The organism is Gluconobacter sp. P5H9_a (genome assembly GCF_018812085.1).
In the GTDB taxonomy this organism is placed as follows: Bacteria; Pseudomonadota; Alphaproteobacteria; order Acetobacterales; family Acetobacteraceae; genus Gluconobacter.
In genome coordinates this window covers 36,965-60,444 of sequence record NZ_JACRVW010000001.1, presented here as the reverse complement: position 1 = coordinate 60,444, position 23,480 = coordinate 36,965, and the positions used below count along the sequence as shown (strand labels likewise).

The 23,480-nt window shown below is 52.6% G+C and carries 22 protein-coding genes and 1 tRNA gene; 12 read left to right on the top strand and 11 right to left on the bottom strand.

All coding sequences use genetic code 11. The features are described 5' to 3' along the window. Positions 1-39 precede the first annotated feature (39 nt). Positions 40-903: a helix-turn-helix domain-containing protein gene (locus KP708_RS00285; protein WP_215749623.1), complete on the top strand. Its 864-nt coding sequence runs from the start codon at positions 40-42 to the stop codon at positions 901-903. Between the two features lie 87 nt (positions 904-990). Here the strand turns inward: KP708_RS00285 and htpG are convergent, their stop codons facing one another. From htpG to flgE, 4 genes are all read right to left on the bottom strand, one after another. After that, positions 991-2,856 carry a molecular chaperone HtpG gene (gene htpG, locus KP708_RS00280; protein ID WP_215749621.1) on the bottom strand — a complete coding sequence of 622 codons (1,866 nt, stop codon included), beginning with the start codon at positions 2,854-2,856 and terminating at the stop codon, positions 991-993. A 67-nt stretch (positions 2,857-2,923) separates the two neighbouring features. Continuing rightward, a complete protein-coding gene (locus tag KP708_RS00275) occupies positions 2,924-3,991 on the bottom strand; it encodes a flagellin (protein WP_215749619.1) in 1,068 nt (355 codons plus the stop codon). Positions 3,992-3,993: 2 nt separating this feature from the next. Beyond that, the gene (gene flgK, locus KP708_RS00270) at positions 3,994-5,517 is read right to left on the bottom strand and encodes a flagellar hook-associated protein FlgK (RefSeq protein WP_215749617.1); all 1,524 of its coding nucleotides are present in this window, start codon (positions 5,515-5,517) and stop codon (positions 3,994-3,996) included. A gap of 25 nt (positions 5,518-5,542) precedes the next feature. Then, entirely contained in the window at positions 5,543-6,802 is a 1,260-nt protein-coding gene (flgE, locus tag KP708_RS00265) for a flagellar hook protein FlgE (RefSeq protein WP_215749616.1), read from the bottom strand. A gap of 300 nt (positions 6,803-7,102) precedes the next feature. On the opposite strand from flgE, the gene KP708_RS00260 reads away from it, so the two are divergent. Continuing rightward, positions 7,103-8,398: an MATE family efflux transporter gene (locus KP708_RS00260; RefSeq protein WP_202206887.1), complete on the top strand. Its 1,296-nt coding sequence runs from the start codon at positions 7,103-7,105 to the stop codon at positions 8,396-8,398. 38 nt (positions 8,399-8,436) lie between these two features. Here the strand turns inward: KP708_RS00260 and KP708_RS00255 are convergent, their stop codons facing one another. Beyond that, complete coding sequence (locus KP708_RS00255) at positions 8,437-9,486, bottom strand: aldo/keto reductase (protein ID WP_215749613.1); 1,050 nt, start codon at positions 9,484-9,486, stop codon at positions 8,437-8,439. Between the two features lie 245 nt (positions 9,487-9,731). After that, positions 9,732-11,648 (bottom strand): S9 family peptidase, encoded by a 1,917-nt coding sequence (locus KP708_RS00250; protein ID WP_215749611.1) that lies wholly within the window; start codon positions 11,646-11,648, stop codon positions 9,732-9,734. 149 nt (positions 11,649-11,797) lie between these two features. Here KP708_RS00250 and KP708_RS00245 point away from each other — a divergent pair, with 149 nt between their 5' ends. Next, the gene (locus KP708_RS00245) at positions 11,798-12,400 is read left to right on the top strand and encodes a DedA family protein (protein ID WP_202207248.1); all 603 of its coding nucleotides are present in this window, start codon (positions 11,798-11,800) and stop codon (positions 12,398-12,400) included. After that, positions 12,400-13,371 (top strand): SDR family oxidoreductase, encoded by a 972-nt coding sequence (locus KP708_RS00240; protein ID WP_202206884.1) that lies wholly within the window; start codon positions 12,400-12,402, stop codon positions 13,369-13,371. The genes KP708_RS00245 and KP708_RS00240 overlap by 1 nt, the downstream gene beginning before the upstream one ends. Before the next feature lie 26 nt (positions 13,372-13,397). On the opposite strand, the gene hemJ is transcribed toward KP708_RS00240, so the two are convergent. The 3 genes from hemJ to hemE are packed head-to-tail and all read right to left on the bottom strand — an operon-like array spanning position 13,398 to position 15,591. Then, a complete protein-coding gene (gene hemJ / locus KP708_RS00235) occupies positions 13,398-13,841 on the bottom strand; it encodes a protoporphyrinogen oxidase HemJ (protein ID WP_369826506.1) in 444 nt (147 codons plus the stop codon). Next, positions 13,841-14,545 (bottom strand): HAD family phosphatase, encoded by a 705-nt coding sequence (locus tag KP708_RS00230; protein WP_215749609.1) that lies wholly within the window; start codon positions 14,543-14,545, stop codon positions 13,841-13,843. The genes hemJ and KP708_RS00230 overlap by 1 nt, the downstream gene beginning before the upstream one ends. Continuing rightward, complete coding sequence (gene hemE, locus KP708_RS00225; RefSeq protein WP_215749607.1) at positions 14,542-15,591, bottom strand: uroporphyrinogen decarboxylase; 1,050 nt, start codon at positions 15,589-15,591, stop codon at positions 14,542-14,544. Before hemE ends, KP708_RS00230 begins: the two co-directional genes overlap by 4 nt. A 353-nt stretch (positions 15,592-15,944) precedes the next feature. Here hemE and KP708_RS00220 point away from each other — a divergent pair, with 353 nt between their 5' ends. Then, positions 15,945-16,556: a Maf family protein gene (locus tag KP708_RS00220; RefSeq protein WP_215749605.1), complete on the top strand. Its 612-nt coding sequence runs from the start codon at positions 15,945-15,947 to the stop codon at positions 16,554-16,556. Positions 16,557-16,647: 91 nt separating this feature from the next. Then, positions 16,648-16,723: transfer RNA gene (locus KP708_RS00215), tRNA-Ala, on the top strand. Positions 16,724-16,841: 118 nt separating this feature from the next. Here the strand turns inward: KP708_RS00215 and KP708_RS00210 are convergent. Further along, positions 16,842-17,327 (bottom strand): aminoacyl-tRNA deacylase, encoded by a 486-nt coding sequence (locus tag KP708_RS00210; RefSeq protein WP_211508055.1) that lies wholly within the window; start codon positions 17,325-17,327, stop codon positions 16,842-16,844. A 99-nt stretch (positions 17,328-17,426) separates the two neighbouring features. Between KP708_RS00210 and KP708_RS00205 the strand changes: the two genes are divergently transcribed. From KP708_RS00205 to KP708_RS00180, 6 genes are all read left to right on the top strand, one after another. Next, complete coding sequence (locus tag KP708_RS00205) at positions 17,427-17,843, top strand: lytic transglycosylase domain-containing protein (RefSeq protein ID WP_086633305.1); 417 nt, start codon at positions 17,427-17,429, stop codon at positions 17,841-17,843. A 57-nt stretch (positions 17,844-17,900) separates the two neighbouring features. Further along, entirely contained in the window at positions 17,901-18,755 is an 855-nt protein-coding gene (locus KP708_RS00200; protein ID WP_215749603.1) for a metal ABC transporter solute-binding protein, Zn/Mn family, read from the top strand. Continuing rightward, positions 18,739-19,404: a metal ABC transporter ATP-binding protein gene (locus KP708_RS00195; RefSeq protein WP_215749601.1), complete on the top strand. Its 666-nt coding sequence runs from the start codon at positions 18,739-18,741 to the stop codon at positions 19,402-19,404. The genes KP708_RS00200 and KP708_RS00195 overlap by 17 nt, the downstream gene beginning before the upstream one ends. Next, positions 19,391-20,197, top strand: coding sequence for a metal ABC transporter permease (locus KP708_RS00190; protein ID WP_215749600.1), 807 nt, complete (start codon positions 19,391-19,393; stop codon positions 20,195-20,197). Before KP708_RS00195 ends, KP708_RS00190 begins: the two co-directional genes overlap by 14 nt. A gap of 258 nt (positions 20,198-20,455) precedes the next feature. Then, entirely contained in the window at positions 20,456-21,943 is a 1,488-nt protein-coding gene (locus KP708_RS00185) for a sugar porter family MFS transporter (RefSeq protein ID WP_215749599.1), read from the top strand. A gap of 29 nt (positions 21,944-21,972) precedes the next feature. Further along, on the top strand, positions 21,973-22,416 hold the full coding sequence (locus KP708_RS00180; RefSeq protein ID WP_215749598.1) for an HIT family protein: 444 nt from the start codon (positions 21,973-21,975) through the stop codon (positions 22,414-22,416). On the opposite strand, the gene KP708_RS00175 is transcribed toward KP708_RS00180, so the two are convergent. After that, positions 22,407-23,417: a glycosyltransferase family 2 protein gene (locus KP708_RS00175; RefSeq protein ID WP_252347316.1), complete on the bottom strand. Its 1,011-nt coding sequence runs from the start codon at positions 23,415-23,417 to the stop codon at positions 22,407-22,409. The genes KP708_RS00180 and KP708_RS00175 overlap by 10 nt on opposite strands. Between the last annotated feature and the right edge of the window lie 63 nt (positions 23,418-23,480).

The following is a 23,480-nucleotide window of genomic DNA, read 5'->3' as shown; positions in this document are numbered from 1 at the left end:
ACTCCTGTGTTCCTCTGGAGGCTCCTTAGAGTTTCTGCCATGACCCAAAAAGGGCATTCCCCAGAGCTGCCCGCTCGCATCATTCCTCTTGCGACGCTTGCCATTCCATCCTCTGGCTTGCAACCGGTTGTCCAAAGACAACAATGCTCCCTCCAAGAAATGCCCGAGAGCCTTTTTCCATACTTCAAAAATGGACAAGCTCTCTTCGTAATCTCGCGAGAAAACGGTGGAAACCTGTATATAGATCGCGAACACCTCAGAAGATCTTATAGTTCTGAGGTGTTCCGTCCTGAGCATGAAAATTTGATTACGGACAGCATTCTTATATCTGTGACACAAAGCGTCCTGCTTAATCACCTGCCCGTGTTGTCCGGCCTGCCTGTTGTTCATTTTGAGGTCCACTCGGGACCTGGTCGTTTTCTCTTCACGTGTTGTGAATTAATTCTTGAAGGCGCCTTAGAAGCCTCTCCTTCTCAGACTCAAACGCGTCTGTTCAAACATCTGACAGATCTTCTGATCACAACCCTTCTGGATTCTTTAGATCTAGAACTCAGCGTTGCAGGCCGACGCAGACATCGCCAGAAACACATTCGATCCTATATCGAAAGCCGTTTGCAAGAACCCGATCTGACGCCAAAAAGTATTGCAGATGCTTATGGTATTTCTTCCCGAGCACTTTACCAACTCTTTGATGGGGAACCTGATGCTGTTTCGGGGTGGATCTTGAGCCAGAGATTGGAGAGGATTTACAAAGACCTTCAGTCTTCCACTTACGTTTCCATGACCATCGCCGAGATTGCTGCCAAACATGGCTTCAGAAATGCAGCTCATTTCTCAAGGCGCTTCCGTCAAAAATTTGGACTTTCGCCTAGGGAATTTCGTCAGAAGAAACTGACAGGATAAAGTATTACTCGTCACCCAATTACCTAAAAAAGGCGGAAGAATAATCTTCCGCCTTTTTTTCTGTCCAGACTGCCGACCAAGACTCAATCAAGCGGCAGAAGTACCAGCAAGCAGCTTTGCAAGCAGGCGAGCAAAACCGGTCGGGTCTGGCAAAGGCTCACCTTCCTGAACACGAGCCAAATCCAACAGCACGCGTGCAAGATCCTGAATGTTTTCTTTATTCTCGACCCGCTGAGCCAAAGCTTTGATCAGCGGGTGACGAGGATTAATTTCCAAAATGGGTAGTGTTTCTGGAAGAGCCTGGCCTGACCGGCGCATTAACCTCTGCATGGCCAGATCTGGTCCGCCTTCAGAAGTCATGACGACCGCGCTATCCGTAAGACGAACCGTACTACGAACATCTTTCACTGCATCACCCAAAGCCTCCTTCAACGCAGGAACCAGAGTGTCTACATTGGCTGCCTCGACTGTTTCCTCACTGTCCGTAGGGAACTTCTCAAGATCTCCATGAGAATACACGACTGACCGCAAAATTTTGTCGTTGTATGAATGCAGTCGCTCTGGCCAGAATGCATCCACTGGATCCGCGAGGAGAAGAACCTCCAGTCCACGGGCACGGAAGCCCTCCAACTGTGCGGATGCCTTCAAAGCCTCAAGGTTATCGCCCGTCAGGAAGTAAATAACGTCCTGTCCATCCTTCATGCGCGAGATATAATCATCAAGCGTCGTTAGATTGTCGTCATGAGTGGTATGGAACCGTGCGAAACCAGCAATTTCCTGACGGTGTTCGCTATCTTCCCACAAACCTTCTTTCAGAACAGCTCCAAAGTTTTCCCAAAATGCGTTAAATTCAGCATCTGCATCTTTGGCCCGGGTTTTAATCTCCGTCAGAACCCGTTTCGTGACAGCCTTGCGGATACGAGCAAGAACTGGGGTTGCCTGCAGCATTTCACGAGAGACATTGAGCGGAAGGTCTTCCGTATCGACTACGCCCTGGACAAAGCGCATCCAGTTGGGAAGCAGATCTGCGTCGTCCGTGATGAACATGCGGCGAACATGCAGGTGAATCTTGCTTTCCCTAGACTGTTCCATGAAATCAAATGGTCGAGCGCTGGGGAGAAACAGAAGGGCTGTGAACTCTGTCGTCCCTTCTGCATGCCAGTGCATGGTTGCATAAGGCTCATCAAAGGCACGCGCGATGTGCCTGTAGAATTCCGTATATTGCTCAGGCGTAATTTCAGCCTTCGGCTTGCGCCACAAGGCTGTTCCTTCGTTGGCAGCTTTTTCTTCGACTGTTCCGTCTTCACTAACCTCACGCAAGGTGATCGGCCAGGAAATATGGTCGGCCCATTTGCGGATAATCGACCGAAGACGCCAGCTATCCAAAAACTCTTCCGCATCACTTTTCATATGCAGAACAATGTCAGTGCCAGGCGTAGAGCGGGTGGAAGGCGTCAGGGTAAAAGCGCCCTTCCCGTCTGAAGACCAAGTCCAAGCCTCGTCTGCCCCAGCCTTGCGGGACGTCACATCCACCCTGTCGGCAACCATGAACGCCGCGTAGAACCCAACACCAAACTGACCAATCAGACTTGGGCGATCTTCAGCTTTGGCAGCATTCAGTTTTTCACCGAAAGCGCGTGTGCCTGAACGGGCGATCGTACCTAGATTTTGAGCCAGTTCATCATGCGTCATTCCCACACCGTCGTCGGAAATGACCAACTCTTTCTTGTCTTTTTCCGGGGCAATACGAATTGACGCATTTGCTGGAAGAGCGAGAGCAGAATTCGTCAGCCCTTCAAAACGACGTTTATCCGTCGCATCTGCTGCATTCGCAACAAGTTCACGCAGAAAAATCTCTCGATCCGAATAAAGCGCGTGCACGACAAGATCGAGCAGGCGCCCCACCTCTGCACTGAATTCATGCTGTTCGGGCTGGCCTTGCGTTGCACTCATCGTCATCAATCTCCTCTTAGGAAAGTAACGAAGATATGTGACGTCAGGGTCAATTTTTCAACAGAGTTCAGAGATAACTTGCGAGCGTCATACCCTTCATATTTGCGATAATAGAATATGATGCCTGGAGCTGATTGCTGGTATCATTCAGTTGGACGGAAACCTGCGCCAGATCTGCATCTTTTGCGGTTCCAAGCTGGGTTGTCAGAGCGGCTTTCATCTGTGCCAGCATCGTACTCTGACTGGTCAAGCTGTTCTGCTGTATTCCAAGGCCCCCACTGATATCGGATAGCCCTTCGATGACATCGGTGTTCGTCGTCTGTAATCCTTGAACCAGCTGTGTGTAATCTGTGGTTCCTGCGTCATCAGAACTCAGAGATGCAACAACCATCAGGTTTCGCATGAGATCTCGGATTGGTGAGCCTGTTGATGTTTTTGAAGAAGTACTTCCTTGTGTCGCAACGATACCTGCGGAAACCGTTTGATTATTCCCAACAGTAATTTTCAGGTTTTGCTGGGATGCTGTGACCGGATTAGTCGAAAGCGCTGCGGAAAACGGTTGATTTTGGCTAGTTTGTCCCGCCAGAGAAAGCGTCTCAGACAGAACATCTGAGGCACTACCATTTCCCATGCTTTGTACAGCTTCCTGTATAGAAGACGAGAGATTAGAGTTACTTAGAATGGTGCTTACGGGGGCAGTAGAAGACTGCAACCCTGCAAAAACATAACTTCCGCCTTCCTGCGTGTTCAGCAGGTTGCCCAAGGATAATAAATCTGATTTAGCCTGCTCGGACGCTGAGCTTATGGACGTTGAGGAAACATTCTCAACAAGGGTTGAAAGTGTCTCATTCAAATTATCTGCGATTGTCGAAATTTGGCTGACTGCACTCTGCGTGACCGTCAATCTGTTTTGCGCCATGGTCACGTTGGCGGTCCAGGCCGACACCTGAGTGATTGCAGGCTGAAGCGCCAGCGCCTGCGCACGTGTGTCTCCAAGCTCTGCGTAGTTGCTGGATTTCACGCCCGTAGAAGCTTGTCCCTGAAGGTTGTCTTTTATCTGGGATAACGAAGCCAAATTTAGCGTCTGTTGATTCGATAATCCGCCATAACCAAACGATGCCGTAATTCCAGTCATAATCAGCTTCCAACAGCATTTAAAAGAGCGGTGAACATGGCCTGTACGGACGAAATAACTTTTGCATTGGCTGAATAGGCGTTCTGTAATGTGACGATATTTGCCATTTCAGTATCCACAGAAACAGTTGATGCTCCCGCTAGACTTGAAGCCAGATTGGTCTGTGTTGTTTGAGCAAGAGAAAGACGGCTATTTGCAGTATTGGCTGTAGCGGCCTGGTTGGCTGTCAGAGACGTTGCAAGAGCTACAAGACTTTGGTTTCCACTATATCCCGTGGACAATTTTCCTGTCACCCCCAGGTTTTCAGTAGGTGCTGCTACCTGTCCTGTACCATCTGATTGAGTGGTTCCAAATGCATAAGACAGAATGTTCTGGACAACACTGCTACTTGCGGTCTCACCAGATACAAGAAGCGATGGATCGTCCTGATAGGACTGGGAAACCTGAATATTCTGAGCAAAACCAGCGCTTCCCTGCGGCACAATGGACGTCTGGGACGCATCGGGAATATTGCCACTTGATGTTGTAAATAAAGACATGCCCTGCGCATCGAAGCGGCTGGCTACGGTATAGGCTAGAGAGTCAAATTGGGCCTGCATCGTTGGGAGCGTGGTATCTCGCAGAGTTATATCAGCTCCGAGGCTTCCACCCGTCAGATGACCAGTAATATCTTTTCCGTTCAGCGTAATTGCTGGAATCGCATTAGCGTCGGAGTTACCCGGGTAGCTCATACTGGTTGAAATTTGCGCTGAGGCTGTCGTCAAAGGCCACGTGCTCGAAATGGCATCTGCTGAACCCGAAGACGTATTGTGTGTAGGGAGCGTGACACCGTCTTCCGTGGTAATGGACATGTCTCCATTGGAGGAAACCTTCCAATTCACACCCAATTCACTGGAGAGCGATGACAAGGCCGTAAAGCGCTGATTTTCAATATCCGCAGTATCGAGCCCTTGCCCTTTAAGAGCCATGATCTTGGTAGACAAAGAGCCAATAGTCGTCAGGTTGGTATTGATATCCGAAACTGACGAGACAACACTATCCTGTGCGTTCTGACGTTGCTCCTGCACAGTGTCTGCAAGAGTGTTCAACGACTGGGTAAAACTATTGGCCGCAGAAATAACTGTGCTTTGGGTGGTCGAACTGGACGCGGAGCTGGTCAAAGAAATAAGAGCTGACTGAAGTTTTCCCAACTGGTCAGAAAGTGTCCCGCTGCTACCAGAATCTGCAGAGGTTGAACCTTGTAGAGCCGTGACGACAGAGAGCGCGTTGCTTGTTGTCGTATATTGGGAAACATCTGAATTCTGGGAATATAAAGCAGTCTGGATATGTGCGTTTGTAGCCAGACTGGTTGTTGCGCGTCGTACGCCGCCACCCGTCCCGTCATTTACGACAGACTGAACGTTTGCGACTTCTTTGATATAACCTGCAGTAGACGCATTGGCGACATTCTGGGAGGCCGTAGACATTCCATACTGGACGGCCTGCAAGCCAGAGACGGCGATTGAAAGTGAATCAGTCAGCCCCATGATAGAGAGTTCCCTTCACCCGGCCTTACTGAATCATCGCCAAAGTGGTCTGCAAAAGCTGATTTGCAGTGGTCACGATTTTTGTATTCGCTCCATAAGCCTGCTGCGCGACGATAAGTTTGGTAAGATCGCTGGTCAGGTCTGTCGTCGAGCTTTCAGTGGAACTCGTGCTGAGCGTCCCTGCCCCATTCGTATTCACTGCATTGACTGTCGGTGCACCAGATGACGCCGTTGCTGTATAAGCCTGCCCGTTCTGGGCAGAGAGTCCATTAGGATCTGCGAACGTCGAGAGCGGTATTTTTGCAAGAAGCTGGGAAAGCCCATTATCAAATGTCGCCATCACAGACCCGTCGCTTTGCATAGACAGACCCGTGAAGGTACCGCTTGTGACGCTGTCCGTCGTCATTGTGGGATTGGTGCTATAATTACTGCTGTCTGTTGCCAGACTAACACCTGACGTGCTTCCGATAGTTCCCAGGCTGACAGTCATATCCTGCGGCAGCCCCGTATATGAAAAAGTAGCCGCTGAACCCGTGGACTGGGACGCTCCGTTTACAGATGCCAGAGAACCATCACTGTTAAATTTCACTGTGGCTGAATTGCTCGAATCTGCTGAATTACTGACAGTCCAGACCAAGGGATCCGTGGAAGACTGTTTCCAGTTCAGGCTCACCTCCTGAGCATTTCCCTTACTGTCATAGGCTGTTGCCGTAGATGTATTGATACCTTCTGCCCCAGAGGTGCTGCCAATCGCAGCAGACAGAGAAAGAGTTGTGCTCTTAGTTGGCTGAAATGCGACGGAGTCAGCAATTTTTATAGGTGACAGGGTGCTACTCAAAGCACCTTCTGAACCCACCTGATACCCTTCCAGATAATAACCCGAAGTGTTGACCAGATATCCTTGGTTATTTTGTGAGAAGTCACCATTTCGCGTGTAAAACTGCTGGCTGCTGAAGGTCGGCGCTGTGCTGGATGTCGTGCTACCCGTGGGCTGAACAACGTTGAAAAACCCATTCCCCGAAATAGCAAGCGCCAGCGTATTGGTGGAAGACACGACCATACCCTGATTGTCAGTATGTTGCCTGGTCGTGGCGGCCACACTGTCGCTCAATGATTCCCCGTCACTTGCCAGGTCGTTACTCGTCACATAATCGGCAAAGCTTGTTGTTGCAGCTTTGTATCCTGTCGTCTGACTGTTCGCGATGTTGTTGGAGAGATCGCTGAAAGCGTGAGACTGGGAATTGAGGCCACTGACAGCCGTGTTGAGAGAATTGATGATCGACATGGCGGACTCCGGCAGAAACTGGGCTTCGGGCCTCACGCCCGGGTGTTATCTGACCTGACAGTTCCACACCATGCGTTAACGAAACCCTTACACTCGCGGAAAACCTCCTTCTTCTTCCCACGCTCCCTTTCCTTTCTGGCAGACAGAAAACCTTCCCAACAAAGCACTTCAGGCACTGGTTCTTTGTCACGGGACGAGGCAGTATATGCCGACATGCCAGTACTATCAGATGACCCATCCAAGCCCAGAATTCCTGACGATTCTCCCATAAAGCCGGCGAGATTCGTGCATGGCAGCATCATGCGTCATGTCATCACCATGGCTGGAACCGGGGCCATTGGCCTCATGGCAGTTTTTGCTGTCGATCTTCTGAACTACTTCTACATCTCCCACCTGCATGATTCTGCCCTGACGGCCGCCATCGCTTTTGCGACGTCTCTAAGCTTTCTTCAGATTTCAGTATCCATTGGCATGACCATTGGACTTGGCGCCTGCATTGGTCGTCTGATCGGCGCGCGCCAGCATGCGGAGGCCCGAAGTCTCGCATCTGCTTTCATTGCTGTCATGGTTGGCATAGCGGCCGTTCTGGGCACGCTCACGGCGGTATTTGCCACGCCACTTCTCAGGCTGCTTGGCGCTCAGGGAGCAGCTTTGGAAAACGCGGCGACCTTCCTGCACATAGTGTCGCCAGCTCTTCCATTAGTGTGCCTGGGAATGGCTCTGTCAGCTCTGTTGCGCGCAGTTGGTGATGCCAAACGGTCCATGCGCATTACCCTGACAGGTGCGCTTGTTTCAGCTCTGCTGGACCCCTTGATGATCTTTGTGCTGCATCTCGGTCTGGAAGGTGCAGCCATCAGCACCATTCTGGCGCGATGTGCCATTACAGCGAGCGGCTTCCTGAACCTTCGGGGGCACGCCATGCTGGAATGGCCAAAGAAAGAAGCCTTTGAGCCTGCAATGCGAAAAATTGGCGGCATTGCTGTCCCGGCGATTGCAACCAATCTCGCCACACCAACAGGCGCACTGTTCGTAACTCACGCCATGGCACAGTTTGGGCTGGACGCTGTTTCGGGACAGGCAACTATCGACCGCATTGTGCCTGTTGCGTTTTCATTGGTTTTTGCTTTGACAGGTTCTGTCGGACCCATCATGGCGCAGAACCTTGGTGCCCAACAATTTGATCGGGTGCGTGAAGCCCTGATGGCCGCACTGAAGCTGACAGCGCTCTGTGTTGGAACCACCTGGTTTGTTCTTGCTGCCGGGCACAATGTCATTCTCCAGCTTTTCAACGTTCAGGGTATTGGGGCGGAAATCGTACGCCTGTTCTGTTGCTGGCTGGTCCTGAGCTATATGTTCGTCGGGCTGCTTTTTGTCGCCAATACGGCGTTCAACAACCTTGGGCACCCTTTCTATTCAACCGGCTTCAACTGGGGACGCGCCACACTGGGAACCATCCCGTTTGTGTGGTTCGGCTCAGCTTATGGCCCTATTGGTATTCTCGTTGGGCAGTCTCTTGGTGTCGTTATTTTTGGCACGTTTGCAGTTCTGACGGCTTTCCGCGTCATTGGACGGCTCGGGCCGCACACAGCTCCCTGACAGATGCAGGCATGATCTCATGCCCGCATCGTTGAAATTCAGGGAGCGGGGTTTGAATGCACCTGGTGAATGGCGTTGATCTTGGCTTCCAGTTCAGGCGTGATCTGTAGACGGGTTGAGTCCAGAATTGTTTGAAGCTGATCCGTGCTGGTGGCCCCAATGATATTGGATGTCACGAACGGACGCGACGTCACAAAAGCCACAGCCAACTGAACCGGATCCAGTCCTTCCTCACGGGCCAATGCGTGATAGGCCTCAATGGCAGCATCCACACCGGGCTTCTCGTAACGCTGACCACGATTAAAGAGCGTGGTGCGCGCGCCAGCAGGGCGTGCTCCGTTCAGGTATTTCCCCGTCAGATATCCCTGAGCCAGCGGAGAGTAGGCCAGAAGCCCGACATCTTCCCGCAGGCACATCTCTGCCAGACCAATTTCGAACGTCCGGTTAATGAGATTGTAGGCGTTCTGAATGGATGCCAGCCGCGGAAGACCACCATTCTGCGAAGCCGCAAGGAATTGTGAGACTCCCCAAGCTGTTTCGTTTGAAACACCGACATGACGAATTTTACCTTGTGCGACCAGATCACCCAATGCGCCAAGAGTTTCAGCAATCGGAACTTCATTGGCTGCCGGCACGTCCCGAAACGTCGTGCCGCCTTCACCAAACAATCCGATTTTACGGTCGGGCCAGTGAAGCTGATAAATATCAAGATAGTCCGTCTGCAGACGTCGTAAAGAGCCTTCAACGGCATAGTGAATCTGCTTTGGCGTCAAACGGGCTTCCTCACCGCCGGGCCGAAACCACGGTGAAGAACTGCGTCCAACAACTTTGCTCGCAATGACAAGTTTGTCTCGGCCGCCTCGAGCTTTTAGCCAACTTCCGACAATGGTCTCAGTCGCGCCATAGGTCTCAGCACGCGGGGGAATTGAATAAAGTTCAGCAGTATCAATAAAATTGATCCCCTGATCGAGCGCCATATCGAGCTGCGCATGCCCTTCGGCTTCCGTATTCTGCTGACCGAAAGTCATTGTGCCCAAGCAGATTTCACTGACCTGAAGACCAGTGCGTCCAAGTTTGCGATGTTTCATAGAAGGTCCGATGAGATGATTTCTTGGATGTCAGGTTGCGCATCCAAAAGTTAAATGCGCAACCGGTTAAGTTGACTCTCTCCTGTGCCGGGATCAAACGCAAGGGCAGGGCATGCATGTTTGCGCTGCCCGCGACCAAGGAATTTCATTCTTTCCAATTTAATATTTCTTATTCAGAACGTTCAATCCAACCATTCCGGAATAAAATCGAATTTTTATAAAGTCTTCTATTTTGATTTCTTTATTCATAAGGCCAAATCAGCAGATGCGGCAAAAACAGTTCGGTAAAATCTCAGCTCTCTCTCAAGAGCATCTTCGACAACCTCACGGGATCTAAAACCGTGACCTTCGTCCGGGTAAACATGGAGATCAGACTGTGCCAGTTTTGTTCTCATGGCTTCAGCCTGTGCGAGAGGCACCACCTTGTCAGCACCACCATGCAGGAACAGGACAGGAACGGAAATTTTCTCTGCATGTGTAAGAGGAGAACGTTCCAGATACACAGCTTCCTTTTCGGGATAAGGGCCAATCAGACCGTCCAGATAGCGTGCTTCGAATTTATGCGTCTCTGCTGCCAAGGCCCTTAGATCCGTAACGCCATAAAGAGAGGCGCCTGCCACAAAAAGATCAGACTGTGCCAGTGCTGACAGAACCGTCAGGCCTCCCGCACTGCTTCCGCGAATAACGCAGCGTGCTGGATCAACCAGCCCTTGCTCAATCAGGGACTGAACACCAGCCAGGCAATCCTCAACATCTGCAACACCCCATTGTTCGTTTAGGGCTTCCCGATATTTGCGACCAAACCCTGTTGAACCGCGGTAATTGACATCAAGAACAGCGAAACCGCGGGAGGTCCACCATTGCACTTTGAAAGCAAAGCCTGAATTGGCACGCCCTGTTGGACCGCCATGAGCCATAACAACCAAAGGCGGTTTTTCGCCTTCTTTTAGATGCGACGTGCTGCTCGCTGGTTCATAGAAGAGCGCGTATGCCTTCGATCCATCGGCTGTTGGAAAAGAGAACAGAGAAGGCTTGGCAATGTCGTCACACGTAATCGTATTAGGCAGCACAACACTTGAGCGAAAACGCTCGAAATTCCCATCCATGTCACCAATAGCCAAAGCAGGTGGAGCGTTTTCGGGGGCATCAATCCAGGCAAACTGTCCATTCGACAGACGTTCTGGAACGTTGACGGGCGCTCCCATCTGAACAGTTTTCCAATGTCCATCTGCAAAGAGCAGAACGCCAGTGAGGCCTTCCCGAATTCCTAATGCGAGAAGCTGACCGTCAGGCAGTGGTGTGAGTGTTCTTTGTCCGAAGACCCAATGCGGCAGACCAATCTCAGCTCCAGCCTCTGGGAAAAACTGCTCTTTCCATCCCGTTTGATCATGCACGAATTTAACAGGCGTCCAGCAGCCCTGAGCATCTGATGTCGCATAGAGGTAACCATCTGCTCCCCAACGCGGTTCAATGATGCTGCAGGGTGTCTGACCACTCAGATCTATGGCTCGTCCAAGCTTGAGGCCAGGTCGATCAATAGGTGCCACAGACAGTCGGGTGACTGTCCATGGCATTTCCGGATTCTGCCAGGAGAACCAAGCCAGAGAGGCACCATCCAACGAGGGGCGAGGGGCTGCATAGAAATCAGCCCCGTCTACCAGAACCGTTTCCTGGCCCGACTGTGATACATGGACAAGCGCCGCTGTTGGCAGACCTTCGTCATGCGTTTCACGAACACAGAAAACACCGTCTCCGGCTGTATCCCATGTCAGATCAGCATAACGCATTTCCGGTGCACGATCGCCAGATAACGCCTGAAACATGCCCTCTCTGTTACTGAACCACAGACCGCCAACCTTTCGATCACTGAAAACAACTTCTGGATATCCGTTTTTCAGGCGGACATCCCACGCTCCTCCACCATATTCGTGAACACGGGTTCCGACAGTTCTCTCTGGCGGTATCAGGTCTACGAGTGTTCCATCGTGACGTCGTCCGACGATCACCGTGCGGCCTTGCTCTTCTGGTCGGGTCTCCTGCCAGAATACCCAGTCTTCAACCGTTCTGAGTTCAGAGAAAGAAAGAGTGCGGCCAGCCACGAGTTCAGGGCCAACCCAGGAGGGCCAGTTTCCGGCTACGTGAGGGGGGCAAAGCTCAGTCATTTTTCATCCCGTGTCTGATGTCCTAATATCGTAGCTGGCGGTTTTGCCTTCCGCCATATTCGCACAGGATCACGACACTGTTTCATCTCACGCAATTTCTCGATCACCTGCTCCAGGAATATGGCTACGGCGTTATCGGCGTGACAGTCATGCTGGAAAGCATGGGCCTGCCACTGCCAGCGGAAAGCATCATCATCGCTGCGTCCCTCTATGCAGGCAGTACGCACCATCTAGAGATTCGATGGATTGCCCTTGCCGCTGTGACAGGCGCCATCATGGGCGATAATTTCGGGTATCTGCTCGGCCACCATTTTGGCTACAGCATCCTGAAGAAACACGGCAAGAAAGTCGGCTTGACTGATGAGCGCCTGATGCTCGGCCGCTATCTTTTTCGCAAACACGGCGGGATTGTTGTCTTCCTCGGACGCTTTGTCGCTGTTCTGCGTGTGTTCGTTGCTCTTCTGGCTGGAGCAAACCGAATGCCCTGGCATTCGTTTCTTTTTTTCAACGCGCTGGGCGGTCTCTTCTGGGCTGGGGGCTATGCCTTCATCACTTATGAACTCGGTAAGCAGATCGAAAAGATCACCGGGCCGGTTGGAATTGCTCTGGCCGTCGTAGGAGCCTGCTGTCTGGGAGGAGCGTTTCTCTTTCTCAAAAAGAACGAGAAACGACTGACTGAAGAAGCCATCAAACAGGCTGAAGAAGATGAAAAGCGTTCAGCCGCCGGAGCCCACGAAAAAGGACAACACTAATGACCCGTCTTTCCCAGACCAGCTGGTCTCTTGATAATCTGAACCGTCTGGATGGCCAGACTGCGCTCATTACGGGCTCTACAGGCGGTCTGGGKTTCGAAATTGCCTGTGGACTGGCTGCACGTGGCGCTTCCATCATTCTAAGTGGGCGTAACCTGGAGAAGGGCAGGGCGGCTCTTAACCGCCTGTATGAACGTGTTCCAAGTGTGCAGGGCCGCTTTGAAGTGCTGGATCTTGCCTCACTGGCATCTATTGCAGCTTTTGCCACCGCTTTGCGCGAGCAGGGACGCCCCATTCAGCTTCTTGCCAATAATGCTGGCATCATGGGCCCTGCATCCCGGCTCACCACGAAAGACGGGTTTGAACTTCAGTTTGGTACCAACCACCTTGGTCACTTTGCTCTGACCGGACGGCTGCTCCCTCTATTAGCCGCGGGCAATGCGACAATCATGACTGTCGCGTCTCTTGCTGCCCTGAAGGGTGAAATTCCGTTTGGTGATCTGAATGCCCGGCACCGCTACAATCCGATGGCACGTTACCGGCAGAGTAAACTTTCAAATCTGCTCTTTGCTCTGGAACTAGACCGTCGGGCCAAGAAAGCTCCTTGGCCCATTCATTCACGGGCTGCTCATCCCGGCTGGGCAGCAAGCGATATTGTCTCCAATAACGGCTCGCTTGATCGGAATGGTACACCGATTGGTCGCTGGGGTCGTAAAATTGCCCGAAGCTTCGCCGGCCCTGTGTTTCATATGATGGGACAGACAGTGGAGGAGGGGGCTTGGCCGCTTCTCTATGCTCTGGCGTCTCCTGAAGCGCAGGACGGAGGTTATTATGGGCCTCTGGGCAAGGGAGAAAGAACCGGTCTCCCGGGTGACGCCGGGCTGCCAGAGGCTGCGTCAGACCATACGCTTGCAAAACGCCTCTGGGCAATTTCTGAAGAAATGACTGGCGTCAAATACGGCCTTCTCTAAGGCCGTATCTGTACAGGCGACGTGTCTCAGGGCCGAACCATGATCATGATGACAATGATCACCATGAGAATGGTCGGTACCTCATTTGCGATCCGGTAATATTTCTCGGAATGCGGATTACGGTCTTCTGCGAACAGACGACGCCATTTGCTGCATGCCCCATGAAACCCCATGAGGCCGAGAACGCAGATCACTTTTGTCCACCACCAGCCGCTGTTCCAGTCCACCAGACCCGGCACCGACGACATCATGCCCCCCACGAGCACGGTAACAATCATCGCAGGCGTCATGATCTGACGGAGAAGCTTGCGCTCCATGATTTTGAAACGTTCGCTCTCCGCAGTACCAGGCGTTGTCTGGGTATGGTACACGTAAAGGCGTGGCAGATAGAATGTCCCCGCCATCCAGGCTGTGAAGGCCATGATATGGAGGGACAGGAACCAGCTCAGGTGATCAACAACAAAGTCCATCAGTTCTCTTTCTGGCTTTGAAGTGTCTTGCGAAGCAGCGGTACCAGTTCAGAGAGGTGACCGATCCTGACAAAGCCTGGCGTTGGCCAAAATGTCGGAAGAGGAAGGTCTTCCGAACGAAGAAGCACACAACTCATACCAGCACGCTGGGCGGCTTCAGCACCCGTGTCACTATCCTCAATCACAACACAGTTTTCTGGCAGAACACCTTCTGCTTTTGCAGCGTACAGATAAACCTCAGGAGATGGCTTCGGTTCATCCATGTCATTGGCTGAATGGACCCGGTTTTCCGGGAAAAACGTGGTCATCTGCGTCCGTTCAAACTTGGCGTCCATCTCTACGACAGACGAGTTCGAACCAACACGAAACGGCAGTTGTAAACCACGTATTCCCTGTAGCATTTCCGGCGCTCCCTCTACAGGTTCCGCCATTTTCTTCATCAGGTGTACGAGATTTTCTCTCATTTTGAGTGCCGTATTTTCAGGAAGAGCATGTCCCGTTTCATGCTCTAATTCTTTCACGACCTGAGAGAGTGCCTTACCTGAAAACCTGTCATGAGCCTCATCGTCTGAAATCTTGAGACCAAGCGACCGAGCGAATTCTGCTGTGGCCCGACAGGACGCACGCTCACTGTCCACGAGTACACCGTCACAGTCGAAGATGACCAGTTTCAGCTGGCCTGCTGTATCCAGAGCCGTGGTCATATCGCGCGCACCGCTTCCACGAGAGCACCGACGTTTTCAGGCGGCGTGTGCTGCATAACGCCGTGTCCCAGGTTGAAAACATGCGAACGTCCGCGAAGCGCGTCCCGGATCCCCTGAGCCTCACGCACCATGGCCTCACCGCCAGAAAACAGGACCATCGGGTCCATGTTTCCTTGCAGCGTCACGTTTGGTACCAGCTCCGCAATCTGCGCCGGATCAGCCACTGTATCGAGCGCCAGCGTATTGATCCCGGTCTTTTCTGCGTATTCGCGTATCATGATCCCTCCGAGGCGCGGAAAACCGATAATCGGCGTTCCCGGATGCTTCTCCCGGATATGACGCACGATCTGCCGGGTGGGTTCGATCACATACCGACGGAACGCATTGGGAGGAAGAATTCCAGCCCAGGAATCGAAGAGCATGACAGCTTCGGCCCCGGCTTCAATCTGGCCGCAAAGCATCTCTGCCGTGCTGATCGTCAGAGTTTCAATCAGACGGTCAAACAGCGCTGGATCAGTTTGCATCATTCTGCGGGTATTGGCGAAATCCCGCGATCCGCCGCCCTCAACCATGTAACAGGCGACCGTAAAGGGGCTACCAGCAAAGCCGAGCAATGTCGTGACATCTGGGAGCGATTTACTCAGTCGCGACAGTGTCTCCCGCACAGGCGCCGTGGCCTCCTGTACACGCTTTGGATCAAGTTTTTCCAGATCTGCCTGAGAACGGATGGCGCCAAGAACCGGGCCTCGACCATCAATGAATTCAAGGGACTGACCCATTGCCCAGGGCAGAATGAGAATGTCCGAGAACAGAATTGCTCCGTCCATTCCATACCTGCGGATCGGCTGCAGGGTGAGTTCTTCAGCCATGTCCGGAGTCATGCAGCGCGTCAGGAAGTCGGCCTTGTCACGCATGGCACGAAATTCGGGAAGGTAACGCCCTGCCTGCCGCATGAGCCAGACCGGCGGGGGCCAGACAGCTTCACCCTTGAGAGCTCTTAAAAGCGGTTTCGAGGACGGGGAGAGGGGTGCGTTTTCCGAATTCATGCCGCTCACTAACCATGAAAGAAATAAGAAAGAAATCCTGGAGGATAGGATGATCCCTGTGGATACCGGGGTACCCGGCTCTCTAAAAATGTACCCCGTCTTACTCACACTGTGTACAACTGCAAAACCCGCAGTGGACAAGGGGGTGTAGGATTCTATCCCGATTTGCTCACAGACCCCCTGTGTACAACCCCCAAAATTCGGGGGCGTACCCAACAATCCACGGTACTCGGTACCTTCCCGCAAACTTCAAGTACTGTCCCCATGTACCCCAGTACTGACACAATCTTTTCACCGGGTCATACGCAGTACTGGCACTTGTGCTGGCCGTCGATAGTTTGGAGTCGCATCTTATGACCTTGCTCAATAATTCCATAATCCTCGCAAGTGGCTCGAGTGCCCGGCGAGTACTTCTGGAAGAGAGTGGTCTGATCATTCAGGTTCGACCAGTAGATCTGGATGAAGAGGCCTTGCGCCAGCAGTGTGAAAGTGAAGGAAAATCTCTGGGAGACACGGCTCTGGCTCTCGCGGATGCCAAAGCGAGGCTTGCGGCCGATGTATCGCCGGACACCAGTCTGATTATCGCGGCTGACCAGATCCTCGATCTGGACGGAACAGCCTTTGCGAAGCCGCAGGATCTCAATGAGGCGAAGACGCATCTTCAATGCCTTCGAAACCGCATGCATACTCTTCAGACGGCTGTCGTTCTGTATCGGGGTTCACAGAAAATCTGGGAGACACTCGCTACTCCTCAAATGACGATGCGCCCCTTTTCCGATGAATTTCTGGAGTTCTATCTAAGAGAGGAGGGAGACAGGATACTGTCCTGCGTAGGGGCTTATCGGCTGGAAAGCTTGGGTATTCAGCTCTTTTCCAAAATTTCGGGCGATCAGGATGCTATCCTTGGACTTCCACGGCTTTCGCTTTTTGAGAAGCTGCGTCAGGAGAACGTGATTCTAGCCTGAAAAAGTGTTTTTATGGCTTGTCACGATGAAAACATCCTTATATACCGCGCTCATCCGGCTCCACCCCAAAGGGGCTGTAGATGAAACACGTGGGGCCATAGCTCAGTTGGGAGAGCGCCTGAATGGCATTCAGGAGGTCGTCGGTTCGATCCCGATTGGCTCCACCAGTTTCTCCCAAAAAATCTGAAATTTCTGCTCTACGATTTTTGTGTTTTTACACACGAAGCGCGTATCGCCTGCGCAGACCTTGCCCTTTCAGTATGAAAGGTCACGCCTGTATCAAATTCAGGGCAGTGGGCGAACGAGGTCTGCGACCAGACCGTTCGTCGCTATGAGAGCATCTTCCGGTCCAAGTTCCAGAAGAAGGCCGCGGTCTCCGCCATTGATGACAACAGGGGGGCCATCCATTGCACTCTGATCAAACGCTGTTGGTACAATACTGCGCTGGCCGAATGGGCTTACACCGCCAATCTTGTACCCTGTCCGCTGTTCTGCCTCCGGGCGAGAGAGCATTTTGGCTTTTCTTCCCCCAAATGCTGCTGCGACCCGTGTGAAATCCAACTCGCGATCAGCAGGCAGGACAACACAGGCAGGGCGCCCGTCAATCTGCACCATCAGGGTTTTGAGAACATGATCCGGGGAAAGACCCAAGGCTTTGGCGGCGGCGATACCAAGTTTCCCAGCGGATGGATCGTAGTCATAAATGCGACGCTGATAGGGAATGGACAGAGCATCCAAGGTCAGGGTTGCGGAAGTGTCCTGTGTATTCATTCCTGTTGCTCTTATTCTCTCGGCTTGTTGTGTCAGGATGGCAGGTAGGGTCAGGGGATGCTAGACTATGAGCTTCTTTAATAAAGATGACAGGGTTTCATGGCCGCTGGTTTCCTAGCCTGTATGCTTGCTTCGGCTTTGCATTATCGCATTCCTCCCCGTGTTCTTCCCGCAATTCAGCGGGTTGAGGGTGGAGTAATGGGCAAGGTTAGCCAGAATAAGGATGGATCAGTGGATATTGGTCTCATGCAGATCAATTCGCGTTGGATCCTTCCTATTTCATCCATGCTGCACCAGAGCCCTGCCCAGATTGCAACGCGACTGGCCCTTGAGCCTTGTTTCAATGTTGCTGCTGCTGCGATGATCCTTCGCACCGCTCTGGATAATGAACATGGGAATCTCATGCGTGCCATTGGAGATTACCATTCGCGGACCGTGCCGTTGAATATGGCGTATCAGCGTAAGGTGCTTGCCGCAGCAACCGAACTTTACGTAAGGCCGCCGTCCCGAGGATAGCCAAATGAAGAATGTTATCTTATAACGTTTTTCCTTTCCATCCGCCCGGGGAAACTCATGCGCTGTGTCCGAACCCTGTTTCTGGCTGGTTCGCTTCTGACTGCGCCTTTTGCGTATGCTGCTCCGCTGCCTGTGGTCTGCGTTGAGGCAGCCTGGTGTAATATTGCAGCGCAGATTGGTGGGCCAGCCGTCCAGACACAGTCGTTAATTTCAACTCCGGGCATCGATCCCCATGAATTGACGCCAACGCCATCCATGGCGCGGAACATGGCTCATGCCAGCGTCATCGTTCTGAATGGCGCGACCTACGATGACTGGGCAGTCCATTTTTCTCCTTCATCAGCAACACGGATTATTGCCGCCGAAGAAGCGGGATGGCACCCGGGGGATAATCCGCATCTGTTCCTCGATCTGAGCGCCGTGCGTAAAGTGGCCTCAGCCGTGGCGGACGCGTTTATAGCGCGGGGCCTGGATCAGACGGATATTCGTGGTCGCCTAACGAGCTTTCTGACTCAGGTTGATGCTCTGTCTGGCCAGACAGCAGTCATCAGGCAGAAATACGACGGGACTATCATCGGTGTCATGGAACCGGTGGGAGTTGATCTGATCCAGACGATGGGACTCAGGATCATTGACCCCGGGTTTGCCCTGTCAGTCATGCATCATAGCGAACCGTCTCCGCGGGATGTGGCCCAACTGGAAACTGCAATCGACAGCAGACAGATCAGATTTCTGATCGTCAATCCTGCCGTCAGGTCTCCACAGATTGACCGTATGGTAGAGCGGGCCAGGGGCAGCGGTCTGCCGCTGGTTATGATAGGAGAGACGCTCCCTGTCAGCCAGCAATGGCAAGACTGGGTCTCGTCGATCCTTCAGTCCGTTCAGCAGGCACTTGATGGCCAGTCCCGATAACCTTGTTCTTGAGAATGTTACCCTCTGTGCAGGCCAGACACGTGTTTTAAATCAGGTTTCCCTGACCGTGCCTCTTGAAGGCATTACGCTTCTGTCAGGGCGAAATGGTGCAGGAAAATCGACTGTTCTGCGGGCCTGTCTGGATCTTGTAAGGCCCGAAAAAGGACAGATCCTGATTGATGGCCTCCCACCCGGAATGGCCTGTGAACGCATTGGATACATGCCGCAGGGCTTGAGCGATGCGGCTCTCATGATCCCGGCGATCAGTCATGTGATGGCTGCCATGGATGGTGCGCGCTGGGGTGTGCCTGTTCGTTTTGGTCAAAGAAAAAGGGAGGCCGAGAGGCTTCTTGCCCTGACTGGAGCACTCTCTTTCTCAAAACGGCCTCTGGGACATCTGTCAGGGGGAGAGCGACAGCGTGTCTGTCTGGCACAGGCACTTGCTGGTCAACCGGGTCTGCTCCTTCTGGACGAACCCCTTGCGGCTCTGGACCATAACGCGCAGCAGCAGATTGTTTCCTTGCTGGTATCACTCATCCAGACGCTTGGCGTTTCAATCCTTATGACATCTCATGAAACTGCCGCGCTGGAAGGAAAAGTAACGCGCGTTCTGGCTTTGGAAAATGGCGAGTTGCATGTTCGAATTTGAATTCATGCGGCATGCATTTCTGGGATGCACGCTCGTCTCTGTTCTCGCAGGAACTGTGGGATGGTTTCTGAGCCTGCGGCGACAGGCTTTTGCAGCCCATGCACTGGCCCATATTGGCTTCAGTGGAGCCGCAGGGGCAGTCTGGCTTGGCGTTTCGCCTCTCTTCGGAATGATTGCTTTCAGCCTTCTGGCAGGCCTTGCCATAGGAAGCGAAGGTGAGGGACGCGGTAAAATTCCCCCTCAGAGAGACAGTACGATTGGCCTTGTGCTTGCTGCCAGCCTTGGCCTGGGCACCTGGTTCCTGCATGAGGCTAATGGAGCCTCCAGCATGGCGACGACACTGCTATTTGGGGATGTGCTCGGAATTGACACTCCGACGCTGTTCATTCTGGCTGGAGTGACGGCTCTTTGTCTGTTGGGCCTGGTTTTTCTTGGGCGGCCGCTTCTGTTTTCGAGCCTGACGCCAGAAGTGGCGCGTGCACGTGGTGTTCCTGTGCGCCTGACGTCCCTTGGATTTATGGCTGTAGCAGCTTTGGCCTGTTCAGCATGTGCCGAAGTTTCCGGCGCATTGCTGGCCTTCAGTCTCATGATTGGCCCGGCGGCTACGGCATTGAGGCTAGGGCTATGCCCGGCGATGGGACTACTGGTTTCGGTATTGCTCGCTCTTGTCCTGTCCTGGGGCGGTCTGATGCTATCCTGGATAACGGATATTCCCATTCCATTCTGGATTGGGTTGGGAGCAGGAGTTTTTTACGGATTGGCGAACGTTTGGACGCGTTTCAAGGCTAGTTGAGTGTTCCTGCACACGAGGACACAAGTACGATAAAAGCCACAAGACCAATATGCATGATGATCAGGGCTCTGCCAGAGATGTATGGGACATCACGGGTGGTATCAGGTGTAGGCGTTAGCATCGAGGGCCTCCGGAGCAGTCCTGGAATTCATATAGAGTTCTGATTTTCATGGCTAGAATAAGTGGAAAGTCACTTAATTTTCAAAAAAATAGAAAAATGCAGAAAAACTGAATAGATTGCGATATGTTAATGTCATTATGCCAAATGATACAAAAACATCTCGACCTGCTCGTGAACAGATAGACCTCTCACAGGTTGAGGTCTCACCAAACGCGAAATTGATCCTGATGCTTGCAGCTATGGTTGCTGCAATCTGTGGTGGTCTCTACGGTTACGACACGGGCATCATCTCAGGCACATTGCCTTTGATTGGTGATGATTTTCATCTGAACTCCACAATGAAGGAAAGTGTAGCTTCGGCTATTCTCCTTGGCGCAGTATTCGGGGCCTTTATAGCCGGATCTTTGTCAGAGAAATTCGGGCGCCGCACCACAACATGTTTGGTTAGTGGTGTCTTTGTCCTTGGCGCGACCGCATGTGCTTTCTCTCCGGATGTATGGAGCCTCATTGCCGCACGGTTTGTGCTTGGACTTGCCGTTGGTGGTTCCACACAGGTTGTGCCGATGTATATTTCGGAACTGGCTCCCCAAGAACGGCGGGGAAGCCTGGTGACGATGTTCAATGTGGCCATCGGTCTCGGTATTCTGATTGCCAACATTATCGGTCTTACCCAGCGCACAAACTGGGGTTGGCGCCCTATGGTGGGGATTGCCGCCATACCGGCTGCCCTCGTCTTCGTATCCATGTTCTTCATGCCGAAAAGCCCGCGCTGGTCTGCTGAGAATGAAGGCATGAAGAATGCCATTCTTCATCTTAGCCGTATCCGTACCACAAAAAGGGCTGTTCGCAAGGAAGTCGAAGCCATTCGTGAGAATGCAGAGGGTATCAAGCAGGAGAACCGAGGGTGGCGTGGTCTTTTTCAGCCATGGGTTCGTCCGGCTCTGGTCGCAGCACTGGGCGTGGCGTTTTTCACCCAGTGTGGTGGCCTGGAGATGATGATCTACTATGCCCCAACATTTTTGAATGATGCTGGTTTCGGCGCATCGTCGGCGCTTTGGGCCTCGCTTGGTGTCGCAATCGTTTATTGCATCATGACCATTCTGGGCTGTCTTTTCGTAGACCGGATCGGTCGGCGTCGCCTGATGCTGATCATGGGCCCGGGGGCTGCACTCTCGCTGGTTGGTCTGGGTATCATGTTCATGCTTCACCCGGCCGCAGGCAGCGCGGGGTCTTATCTGATCGTGGCGTTCCTGCTGTTGTTCATGATGTTCAATTCTGGTGGCATTCAGGTCTGTGGCTGGCTGTTGGGCGCTGAAATGTTCCCGCTGTCCATGCGTGGTCAGGCAACCTCGCTACATGCCGCTACCTTGTGGGGGGCTGATCTGCTCGTCACCAGCACGGCTCTTACGATGGCAGAGGGAATTGGTCTGACATGGACGATGTGGTTTTATGCCCTCGTCAATCTGGCTTCGGTCATTTTTGTCTTTTTCTTCGTCCCAGAAACATCCGGTGCTTCTCTCGAAGATATTGAAGACGCCTTGGTGGAAAACCGTTTCCGGCCCACTCGCGATAACAAGCGCATTGTGCCGGAAGACGATGAAGAGGACGCACGCTCCGCTGCATGATAGCTTTCCCTTTTTGAAGGGAAACATACATGTTGGATGTTATTGCAAAACGGGTTGTTGCCGCGCGAAGTGGCAGCAACCCGTTTGTCATTGGGCGTATGAAATCTGGTTGGCTGGTTATTGGTGAGACGCAGCCTCTTGCAGGATATTGCCAACTCCTGGCTGATCCTGTCGTGTCTTCCCTGAATGACCTGAAAGGTGAGGAGCGGATTCAATATCTTCTGGATGTTGCTGCCGTCGGGGATGCTCTTCTGGCTCTTACCGCTTCAAACCGCATCAATTACGAGACATGGTGCAATCTGGCACCGTCTCTTCATACGCATATTGTTCCGCGGTATGCCTCAGAACCTGAAGACCTGCGTATCAAAGCCGCCAACATTGCTTATGATTATGCGTCTGCGCGCCCGTTCAGTCTTGAGCATGACGGGGCCTTCATGGATGCCATGCGACGTGAGCTACATATTCAGCCTTGAGAAGGCTGCCGGACTGCAAGAAGAAACCATAGACGGAAAATAGCGGTCTCACAACGTGTCTGGCGTTGAAGCTCTCTTCGCTTCCAGAGGATTTTGATTCTGGCTCTTAACGTTCGGGCTCCGGCCAGTTCTGACAGAAGGGTCTTTGCGTCTTCTGTCAGGGTATCCGGTTCCTGGAGCAGGTGCTGAACATTGGACTCAAAGATCGTCATGAAGACGCCGGGTCCACGTCTAAGAGCACTTAAGCCTCGACTGAGAAGCGAGCGTTTGGCTCCGACGGTGTTGCGCGCGTGCTGGCGATAATAGCTGACACACCGCTCATCAAAAAAGACTTTGCCGCCAGAGGCCATCGTAACGAGATAAGCCCACCAGTCATGCAGGATGAAGGGCGGAGGCAGTCGCTCATATAAAAGCTCATATGTCGCCACGTTGATAACAACCGTGTGCCCGGTTGCGATGTTTTGCGTCAGAGCGGATGCAAAGTCAGGGGCTCTGCTGAGGGACGCCGACTTACTGAACACGTTGAGCGAAGAATCTGTCAGATACTGACGGGCACAGTATAAGGCTGGCATATCGAGCGGCTGTTTCTGTAGCCATTCCAGCGCCCATTCCAGCTTTTGAGGCTGCCAGACGTCATCCTGATCTGCGAACGCTACGAATGGCGTTGGAGGAATGGAATCCAGAAGATGCAGATAAGACCCCGTCACGCCCATATTGCCCATGACGGATGTAATTTCGATGCAACGCCCGTGACCGCGATGCTCTTCAAATGAGAGCATGATCACACGGGAGGCATCAGTTGATCCGTCATCACGCCAGTAAAGGACCCAATCCGTGTGGGTCTGGGCGAGAATGCTGTCGAGCTGTGCGTTGAGATAGGTTTCGCCGTTATGCAAGGACAGTAGAATGGCGACACGGTCTGTCCTGTCGGCGGTCTGGCTTGCTCCTCCCCGTATCATCTGTGGGTTCCAGCGGCGGATGCCGGAGTGGGGAGAAGACATAATATCCTTGGTTGAAACGGGTCAGGAAACTAGGGCCATCCTGCGAAATTTCTGGGATGACCC